Source organism: Bradyrhizobium sp. P5_C11_2 (assembly GCF_054049755.1).
Genome location: NZ_JBFULT010000401.1, coordinates 1 through 7045 on the forward strand (window position 1 = coordinate 1; position 7045 = coordinate 7045).

The 7045-nt window shown below is 64.4% G+C and carries 7 protein-coding genes; 6 read left to right on the forward strand and 1 reads right to left on the reverse strand.

The genetic code is table 11. From position 1 onward, the window contains the following. Positions 1 to 84: 84 nt before the first annotated feature. Together rpmA and ACXJL8_RS29025 are read left to right on the forward strand one after the other, a co-directional pair. Positions 85 to 354 (forward strand): 50S ribosomal protein L27, encoded by a 270-nt coding sequence (rpmA, locus tag ACXJL8_RS29020; RefSeq protein ID WP_008137923.1) that lies wholly within the window; start codon positions 85 to 87, stop codon positions 352 to 354. A 126-nt stretch (positions 355 to 480) separates the two neighbouring features. Further along, positions 481 to 1074: a GNAT family N-acetyltransferase gene (locus ACXJL8_RS29025; protein WP_456623214.1), complete on the forward strand. Its 594-nt coding sequence runs from the start codon at positions 481 to 483 to the stop codon at positions 1072 to 1074. A 154-nt stretch (positions 1075 to 1228) separates the two neighbouring features. Here the strand turns inward: ACXJL8_RS29025 and ACXJL8_RS29030 are convergent, their stop codons facing one another. After that, positions 1229 to 2143, reverse strand: coding sequence for a DMT family transporter (locus tag ACXJL8_RS29030; RefSeq protein ID WP_456623213.1), 915 nt, complete (start codon positions 2141 to 2143; stop codon positions 1229 to 1231). 264 nt (positions 2144 to 2407) lie between these two features. On the opposite strand from ACXJL8_RS29030, the gene ACXJL8_RS29035 reads away from it, so the two are divergent. The 4 genes from ACXJL8_RS29035 to ACXJL8_RS29050 all read left to right on the forward strand — a co-directional run bounded on the left by ACXJL8_RS29035 (position 2408) and on the right by ACXJL8_RS29050 (position 6810). Further along, a complete protein-coding gene (locus ACXJL8_RS29035; RefSeq protein WP_456623212.1) occupies positions 2408 to 2887 on the forward strand; it encodes a MaoC family dehydratase in 480 nt (159 codons plus the stop codon). Between the two features lie 115 nt (positions 2888 to 3002). After that, positions 3003 to 3734, forward strand: a complete 732-nt coding sequence (locus tag ACXJL8_RS29040) for an ATP-dependent Clp protease adaptor ClpS (RefSeq protein WP_456623211.1) — start codon at positions 3003 to 3005, stop codon at positions 3732 to 3734. A 156-nt stretch (positions 3735 to 3890) separates the two neighbouring features. Beyond that, entirely contained in the window at positions 3891 to 4931 is a 1041-nt protein-coding gene (gene obgE, locus ACXJL8_RS29045) for a GTPase ObgE (RefSeq protein WP_456623210.1), read from the forward strand. Positions 4932 to 5175: 244 nt separating this feature from the next. Beyond that, the gene (locus ACXJL8_RS29050; RefSeq protein WP_456623209.1) at positions 5176 to 6810 is read left to right on the forward strand and encodes an alkaline phosphatase family protein; all 1635 of its coding nucleotides are present in this window, start codon (positions 5176 to 5178) and stop codon (positions 6808 to 6810) included. The last annotated feature ends 235 nt before the right edge of the window (positions 6811 to 7045 follow it).

Here is a 7045-nt window from a genome sequence, read left to right on the forward strand (position 1 = left end):
ATTCACGAATTGATGCGTGAGAAAATGTGAAATGATTCCGTCAAGGAATTGATCTAGAAATACGCAGGATTTCGGAGACGAGCCATGGCTCACAAAAAAGCAGGCGGTTCATCGCGCAACGGTCGCGATTCAAAGGGCAAGCGCCTTGGCATCAAGGCGTTCGGCGGGGAAGTTGTGATTCCCGGCAACATCATTGCGCGTCAGCGCGGCACCACCTGGCATCCCGGCCTTAATGTCGGCATGGGCACGGACCACACTCTGTTCGCCAAGATCGAGGGTCGTGTCACGTTCCAGGCTAAAGCCAACGGCCGCACATTCGTATCGGTGCTTCCGCTCGCAGAGGCAGCTGAATAGACGGTGGATCAAATTTGGAGTCCGCCGGGTCCTGACCAAACCGGCGGAGTCCACAAATAGGCTCCAGGGGAGGCGGGAAACCGGCCTCCCCTTTCGTTTGACTTAATGACGTTGACGGAGCCGGACATGTTGCAGGATTTTTCGAGCGCGACCTTGCGGGAGGCGAGACCGAGCGTCGTCGCCACCGAACGGCTGACCTTGCGGCGGCCGACACTCGCCGACGTCAGGACCATCGCCCACCTCGCCAATGACCGCCGCATCGCGGAAAACACCCGCCGCCTGCCGCATCCCTATTCGCAAGACGACGCCGTCGCATTCGTCCGCGCCACCGCCGAGCTCGGCAGCGAAACCGTGTTCCTGATCGAGCACGACAGCGGGCCGGTCGGCATGGTCGGCATCGACTGCTCGACGCCCGGCAATGCCGAGCTCGGCTACTGGCTCGGCGTCGAGCATTGGGGCCAGGGCTTCGCGACCGAAGCCGCGCGCGGCGCGATCGATTTCTTCTTCGAGGAGTTCGACGACGACCATCTCTACGCCGGCGCGCGCGTCACCAACCCGGCCTCGCGCAACGTGATCGAGAAGTGCGGCTTCCAGTGGAGCGGCGTCCAGCTGCACCGCTTCCTGGCGCTGGGCTGCTCCACACCCGTCGACTGCTTCCGTCTCTCGCGCGGGGTGTGGGCGTCGCTGAAGAGCTGGAGCAGCGCAAGAAGGGTGCGGTAGGGCGGAGGCGCTGCGTCATTCTCCACCGTCGTCCCGGCGAAGGCCGGGACCCATAACCCCGACTGTTCGTGATGCGAGGATTCCCACTCCGAGTCTTCGCAAAACTACTCCCTGTGGGTATGGGTCCCGGCCTTCGCCGGGACGACGGTGGTAGTTACGCCGGCGGATTGACGTCCACAGTCGCACGGCCGAGATCGCGTTCGCGCAAGTAGATATAGAACCCGGCGCCGATGATGATCGCGGCGCCGACGATGGTGGCCATCGAGGGCACGTCGCCGAACACGACGAAGCCGAAGATCACGGCCCAGACGATCATCGAATATTGATAGGGCACCACGACGCTGGCCGGCGCGAGCTTGAGCGAGCGATTGACGCAGAACAGCGCCGTCACCGAGATGCATCCCGCCAGCGCGAAGATCACGAGGCTGCTCGGCGTCGGCGGCACCCAGTGGAACGCCGACAGGCCGGCACCTAACAGAAAGGTGCCGACGAACTGCGAGGACGCCATCACGATATCGGGCGTCTTGCGCAGGCTGCGCGTGATCAGCATCAGGGTTGCGAACGACAGGCTGCCGCCGAGCGCGATCAGCGCCGGCAGGCTGATCGTCTGCGCCGACGGCCGCAACGCGATCAGGACGCCGCAGAATCCGATCAGGATCGCGGTCCAGCGCCGCCAGCCGACCCGCTCGCCGAGGAAGACCGCCGACATCGCCGTGACGAAGATGGGACCTGCGAGATAATAGGTGATGACGTCGGCAAGCGGCAGATAGACGGTTGCGACGAAAAAAGCCGCCACCTCCAGCGTCGACAACGTCACGCGCAAGAGCTGAAGCCAGGGCCGCTCGAGGCGAAAGAAGTCGTCACGCTGCCGCCAGATCAAGGGCGCGAGCAGCAGCAGCGCCGCACAGGCGCGCAGGAACAGCAGCTGCCCCACCGAATAGGTCGCGACCAGGAACTTGCCCATGGCGTCGCCGAACGAGAACATGAAGATCGACAGCACCATCAGCGCGATGCCGGCCAGCCGCGCCGAGCGGTCGTCATAGGCGGAGAGGTTCTTGAACAATGGCATTGCTGTCGTTCGTGGAAACCCGTCATTGCGAGGAGCTCTTGCGACGAAGCAATCCAGACTGTTTCCGCGGAGGTAGGCTGGATTGCTTCGCTTCGCTCGCAATGACGAGCGGAGAGAGCGTCGAAAACAGGCGACTAGCGTCGCTTGCGGTCGTTTTAATGACGCAGGCAGCCGAGACAAGCCCGCTTCCGCCGAATTGAACGGATTGTCGCACTCTTCGCATCGCGGTAGCGATGAGGCACCGCACCGACGGGAGAGCAGCGCATGACCGACTTCGATCCGACCCAGCACCGCATGATCTCACAGCAACGCTGGTTTGAGGATTTCGCTCTCGGCGAGCGTTTCGTGCTGCCGAGCCGCACCCAGACCTCGGCGGTGTTCGCGGCGTTCCAGACCGCGAGCGGCGACACCCATCCGGTGCATTACGACGTGGAATATTGCCGCACCCGCGGCATGCCGGACCTGCTCGCCCATGGCTTCCAGACGCTGATCCACACCGCGCCCGGCGCGGGCCTGTTCCCGTTCATGGTCGAGGAATCCCTGGTCGGCTTCCTCGAGCAATCGAGCCGGTTCCTCAAGCCCGTGTTCGCCAACGACACCATCTATCCGGCACTCGAGGTCACCGAGCTGGTGCCGGGCCGTTCGACCGGCACGGTGACGCTCACAAGCACCGTGTTCAACCAGCGCAAGGAGCTGGTGCTGGAGGGCACGCAGAAATTCCTGATCCGTAAAAGGCCGGGCTAACGCCACCTCGCGGCGCGAGCGGAAGGGCAGGACAGGCGCGAGCCCGGCGTGAACCGCGGCCGGCAAAGGACCGACAAACAGCCTGCACGACCCGACCGTACAATGATGGCCCGCGATGGCATTGCCCCCGACCTGCTCCGAGACGCTCAAGCATTCGCTCCAGCGTGCGGCGTCGACCGCCCGGGCGCGCGGCCGCGCGCATCCGAACCTGGACGATTTGCTGATCGCCATGATCGACGATGAAGACGCGTCGCCAGTGTTGCTGGCTTGCGGCATCGACTTGGCGCGCCTGCGAAGCGATGTCGAGGCCGCAAGCGCGGCGGATGAGACGGCTGGAAACCCTTCGCGTGGCGCACCGGCTCCACCGGGCCTTGGCCATGTGCTTCAGCTCGCCTTCAACGAGGCCCATCTGTCCGAACGGCAGGTCGTGACCGGCGCCGATATGCTCGTCGAGCTCTTCGCCGAGCCGGTTGGGCGCTTCCTCCAGGCACAGGGCGCCACCCGCTACGACGCCCTGCTTTATTTGAGCCATGGCATCGCCAAGGGCGCCACGGCCGATGTCGAAGCGGATGGTGGCGAGGCGCCTTGGCTCGAGATCGTCCTGCTGAATGACCCCTACACGCCCGCGGAATTTGTGGTGTCGGTTCTTGAAACCGTGTTCCAGATGAGCCGCGACCGCGCCACCGGGATCGTGTTTGCCACCCATGCGCGTCAACGCGGCTCCTGCGGGATCTTTCGCCGAACCGAGGCCGCGGCCTTTAGCGCGAGAATCCAGAGCCTTGCGGCTGCCCGTCAGCATCCGCTGCGCTGCGTGTTGCGGCCGGCCGGCGATACGCCGCCGGCCTGACGGTTTGCGCGGCCCGACGGGCCTCGGACCGACGGCCGTCAAACGGGCGCAAGACCGGGATTTGGGGTTAAGCAAGCACGGAAATTTGCCGATTTTCCTGCTTTTCACGGACAAGTGCGGGTTGCCGCATCCCCGCCCCTGGCCTACCTATGGCCCATGAAATTCCTTGACGAAGCAAAGGTCTATATCCGCTCCGGCGACGGCGGGAACGGCTGCGTGGCGTTCCGCCGCGAAAAATTCATCGAATTCGGCGGTCCCTCCGGCGGCAATGGCGGCCGCGGCGGCAATGTCGTCATCGAGGTCGCCGACGGTCTGAATACGCTGATCGATTACCGCTACCAGCAGCATTTCAAGGCGCAGAAGGGCGAGAACGGCGCCGGCTCGGACCGCCACGGCGCCAACGGCAAGCCGATCACGCTGAAGGTGCCGGTGGGCACGCAGATCTTCGACGAAGACCGCGAGACGCTGATCCACGACTTCACCAATGTCGGCGAAAAATTCGTGCTCGCCGAGGGCGGCAATGGCGGCTTCGGCAACGCGCATTTCAAGTCGTCGACCAACCGCGCGCCGCGCAATGCCAATCCCGGCCAGCCCGGCGAGGAACGCTGGATCTGGCTGCGGCTGAAGCTGATCGCGGATGCCGGCCTGGTCGGCCTGCCCAATGCCGGCAAGTCGACCTTGCTCAGCAAGGTCAGCGCGGCCAAGCCGAAGATCGCCGACTATCCCTTCACGACGCTGCATCCCCAGCTCGGCGTCGTGAACGCTGACGGCCGCGAATTCGTGCTGGCCGACATTCCCGGTCTCATCGAGGGCGCGCATGAAGGCGCGGGCCTCGGCGACCGCTTCCTCGGCCATGTCGAGCGCTGCCGCGTGCTGCTGCATCTCGTCGACGCGACCTGCGAGCACGCCGGCAAGGCCTACAAGACGGTGCGAACGGAGCTCGACGCCTATGGCGGCCTGCTCACCGACAAGATCGAGATCGTCGCGCTGAACAAGATCGACGCGGTCGAGCCGGACGAGTTGAAGAAGCAGAAGGACCGGCTGAAGCGCGCCGCCAAGAAGACGCCGCTGCTGATGTCCGGCGCCACCGGCCAGGGCGTCAAGGAAGCGGTGCGCGCGCTTGCGGATGTGATCGGCGAGAGCCCGGTCTCCGCCAAGGCGAAGAGCGCGGCCGAGGCGGAGCCCTGGTCGGCGTGAACTGAGGCAACGGCACTCTCTCCCCACCGTCGTCCCGGCGAAGGCCGGGACCCATAACCACCGATTTGGCGAAGATTGGTCATTGCCATCTCGCGTCATAACTTCTTCTGAGGAGTATGGGTCCCGGCCTTCGCCGGGACGACGGGGAATGTGCGGCCGCGGGTCGCGCATCCCTTCGGGAGAGGTTGTCTTCGCGCCGTCGATAGCGCAGCATCCAAAGATCAAGAAACGGCAGGGATGACGCATGGCGCGCGCGAAGAACGTTCTCTGGATCATGTGCGACCAGCTTCGCTACGACTATCTCGGCTGCACCGGCCATCCGACCCTGAAGACGCCCAACATCGACGCCTTAGCCAAGCGCGGCGTGCTCTTCACCAAGGCGTACGTGCAATCGCCGATCTGCGGTCCGTCGCGGATGTCGTTCTACACCGGACGCTACATGCGTTCGCACGGTTCGCACTGGAACGGCTGGCCGCTCCGCGTTGGTGAGCCGACGCTCGGCGATCACCTCAAGAGCATCGGCGTGCGCAACGTGCTGGTCGGCAAGACCCACATGGCGCCCGACCTCGAAGGCATGAAGGCGCTCGGCATCCCGCCGGAGTCGATGATCGGCGTGCATGTCGCCGAATGCGGTTTCGAGCCCTATGAGCGCGACGACGGCCTGCACCCCACCGGACGGCCGCGGCCGAAATACGACGAGTATCTGCGCCAGCAGGGATTTGAGGCGACGAACCCCTGGGAGCACTGGGCCAATTCCGGCGCGGCCGACGACGGCAGCTTGCAGAACGGCTGGCTGCTGGTGCACGCCGACAAGGCCGCGCGCGTGCCGGAAGAGCATTCCGAGACGCCCTACATGACGCGGCGGGCGATGGACTTCATCAGCGAGGCCGAGACCGACGGCAAGCCGTGGTGCCTGCATCTGTCCTACATCAAGCCGCACTGGCCCTACATCGCGCCAAAACCCTATGACAGCATGTATTCGACGGCGGACATGATTCCGGCGATCCGCTCCGAGCGCGAGCGGCAAAACCCGCATCCGGTGTTCGGCGCCTATATGGACATGCGCTACTCCCGCAACATGGCGCGCGACGATGCCCGGGAGAAGGTGATCCCGACCTATATGGGCCTGATCACCCAGATCGACGACCAGATGGGCGTGCTGATGAAGTTCCTGGAGGAACGCGGCCTGCTGGAGACCACCATGATCGTGTTCACCTCGGATCATGGCGACTATCTCGGCGATCACTGGATGGGCGAGAAGGATCTGTTCCACGAGCAGTCGGCGAAGATCCCGCTGATCATCATCGATCCATCGAAACAGGCCGACGCCACCCGCGGCACGCACAGCGATGCATTGGTCGAAGGCATCGATCTCGCGCCGACCTTCGTCGATTACTTCGGTGGCAAGGTACCGGGCCACATCCTCGAAGGGCGCTCGCTGCTGCCGCTGCTGCGCGGGCCGACACCGAGCGATTGGCGCAAGGTCGCGTTCTCCGAATACGACTACGCCATGCAGGACGTGCGGCTGAAGCTGAACCAGCCGATCGAGCGCTGCCGCCTGTTCATGGTGTTCGACGGCCGCTGGAAATACATCCACGCCTCCGGCTTCCGTCCGATGCTGTATGATCTCGAGACCGACCCGGAAGAGTTTTTGGATCGCGGCGACGATCCCGAATGCGCTGCTGTCATCACGCGATTGCAGGCAGAGCTGTTCGACTGGGCGCTGCATCCCAACGACCACATCACCACGTCGCGGGAGAAGATCGCGGCCTATGCCGACAACCAGCTCCAGGTGAAGGGCGGCATTTTGATCGGCGTCTGGGACGAGAAGGAGCTGGCGTCGATCAAGGACGGCATCGCGCAGCGCGCGAAGATGTGAGTTGCTCTTCGCCTCTCCCCGCTTGCGGGGAGAGGCCGGATCGCATCGCCAGATGCGATCCGGGTGAGGAGGACTCTCCGCGAGTCCAACTGCCACCGTCCCCGCGGAGACTCCCCCTCACCCCGACCCTCTCCCCGCAAGCGGGGAGAGGGAGAGGGCTTCAATTCTCGATCTTGTACCCCGTCGCCTTCACGATCGGCTGCCAGAACGCAGTATTTGCGGCGAGCTCCTGGGT

What these genes read in the sequence shown, in the direction of transcription:
- rpmA (WP_008137923.1), top strand. Translation starts at nt 85, where the DNA reads ATGGCTCACAAAAAAGCAGGCGGTTCATCGCGCAACGGTCGCGATTCA.
- ACXJL8_RS29025 (WP_456623214.1), top strand. Translation starts at nt 481, where the DNA reads ATGTTGCAGGATTTTTCGAGCGCGACCTTGCGGGAGGCGAGACCGAGC.
- ACXJL8_RS29030 (WP_456623213.1), bottom strand. Translation starts at nt 2,143, where the DNA reads ATGCCATTGTTCAAGAACCTCTCCGCCTATGACGACCGCTCGGCGCGG.
- ACXJL8_RS29035 (WP_456623212.1), top strand. Translation starts at nt 2,408, where the DNA reads ATGACCGACTTCGATCCGACCCAGCACCGCATGATCTCACAGCAACGC.
- ACXJL8_RS29040 (WP_456623211.1), top strand. Translation starts at nt 3,003, where the DNA reads ATGGCATTGCCCCCGACCTGCTCCGAGACGCTCAAGCATTCGCTCCAG.
- obgE (WP_456623210.1), top strand. Translation starts at nt 3,891, where the DNA reads ATGAAATTCCTTGACGAAGCAAAGGTCTATATCCGCTCCGGCGACGGC.
- ACXJL8_RS29050 (WP_456623209.1), top strand. Translation starts at nt 5,176, where the DNA reads ATGGCGCGCGCGAAGAACGTTCTCTGGATCATGTGCGACCAGCTTCGC.